The organism is Cupriavidus sp. R6-3 (assembly GCF_059772245.1).
In genome coordinates this window covers 1-1,559 of sequence record NZ_JCBAJO010000432.1, presented here as the reverse complement: position 1 = coordinate 1,559, position 1,559 = coordinate 1, and the positions used below count along the sequence as shown (strand labels likewise).

Here is a 1,559-nt window from a genome sequence, read left to right as displayed (position 1 = left end):
CGACCACCAGCACCACGCCGGCGACGATGCCGACGCCGGCCGCCACCGTATCGAGATGGGTCTTGCGGCGGAAGCTCTCCCAGCCGCTCTCGATGCGCGCGTCGCCGATCTCCAGCTCGATATTGCCCTTGCTGTCCACCGTGAACTCGCCGTCGCGCGGCATCGCCAGCACGGCATCGGCGGCCGGCAGCGTATTGTTTTCGCGGTAGTCCTTCAGGTCGTCGTAGGCGCGTCCGGCCTCGTCGACGAAGCGCGGCCCCTGGTCCGTCTCGACCTTGAACAGCATCGTGCGCGTGATGCCGCGCTCGCGGCTGGCGTAGACCACCGGCAGCAGCGTGACCCGCGCGTGCTCGCCGCCCTGCTCGATCAGCTGGTCGGCCACCACGTCGAGCATGTCGGCGTAATCGTCGTCGATGCCGGCAAAGATGTCCTGCTTGCGCAGCGTCTCCGTCTGCGCGTCGGCGTCGCCCGCAAGCTGGACCTCGGGCGGAATGCCGAGCGCCAGCCCCGCCATATTGCGGGCATGCGTGCGGCCCGCCATCTCGTAGGGCCGGCCGCCATAGTCGACGTAATGCTGGTTGATGACGCCCTGCGCCATCGCGCGCGGTTCGGAGACGAACAACTCGTACAGCGCCGCAGGGTCCTCACGCTGCTCGGGTGTCAGCGTCGCGGTCAGTGCGCGGGTCTCCTGCGCGGCGCCGGCCTGCGCGGCCTCCTGCACCAGTTGCTGGCGCGCGGCGTCCTCGTTGTCGAGCGCCTGTTGCAGCGGGGCCCAGGTTGGCGCGTCCTGCTCGCGCAGATAGGGATGTTCCTGCTTCCATGCCTGGTGCTCGTTGCGCAGCCGCTCGACGTCGTCGCTGGCCGCGCCGCTGTCGCGCTCGCTGCGATAGCGTTCGAGCTCGGCGGCGCTGGCCGAGGCCGTGGCACGCGCGCGCTCCAGCGCCTCGCCGGTGGAGATCACGGTCTCGTCCTTGTCCGCGTCGACACCGCGGTCGCGCGCGCGGTCCTCGGCCTCGAAGCGGGCGCCCAGCGCGGCCAGCAGCGCGCGATGGTCGGTGTCGACCTGCGCGGTGAGGCGGGTCAGTTCGGGGTCGTTGTTGGCGTTGTTGGCGTTGTTGGTATTGGGACCATTGGGACCGTTGGCGCCATTGGCATTGGCATTGGCATTGGCCGCCGCGTTACCGTCGCGGCGCGCCTGCGCGATGGCCTGCGCGTCCTGGTTCAGCGTCTCGTAGTCGCGCCACGCGGTGTCCTCCACCGAGATCGCCGACTGCAGCTGCGCATGCGCTTCCCAGACGCGCGCGGTAACCGGGTCCATTTCGACGCGCGCCGGGCCTTGCCCCGGGATCGACAGCGTCGTCGACGAAGCGGGATAGCTGCCATACTGGGTCAGCGACGGCGCCGAAAACTGCGCAGGGTACTGGACATACCATCGCCCGTTCTCCTTGACGGCAACCGGTGGCGAGCCGGGCGGCGCCAGCAGCGGTGCGGCGCTGGACGTGGTCGGCGTGGCCGAGCTGGCCGGCGTCGACGACGTGGTCGACGGCGATGGCGCGGAC

Annotated in this window: 1 protein-coding gene; it reads right to left on the bottom strand. The window is 70.2% G+C overall.

Annotation, left to right across the window (positions count from 1 at the left end; all coding sequences use genetic code 11):
• A partial coding sequence (locus AC6EI8_RS26430; protein ID WP_498383382.1) for a DUF4781 domain-containing protein occupies nucleotides 1–1,318 on the bottom strand: 1,318 nt, incomplete at its 3' end.
• Nucleotides 1,319–1,559 lie beyond the last annotated feature (241 nt).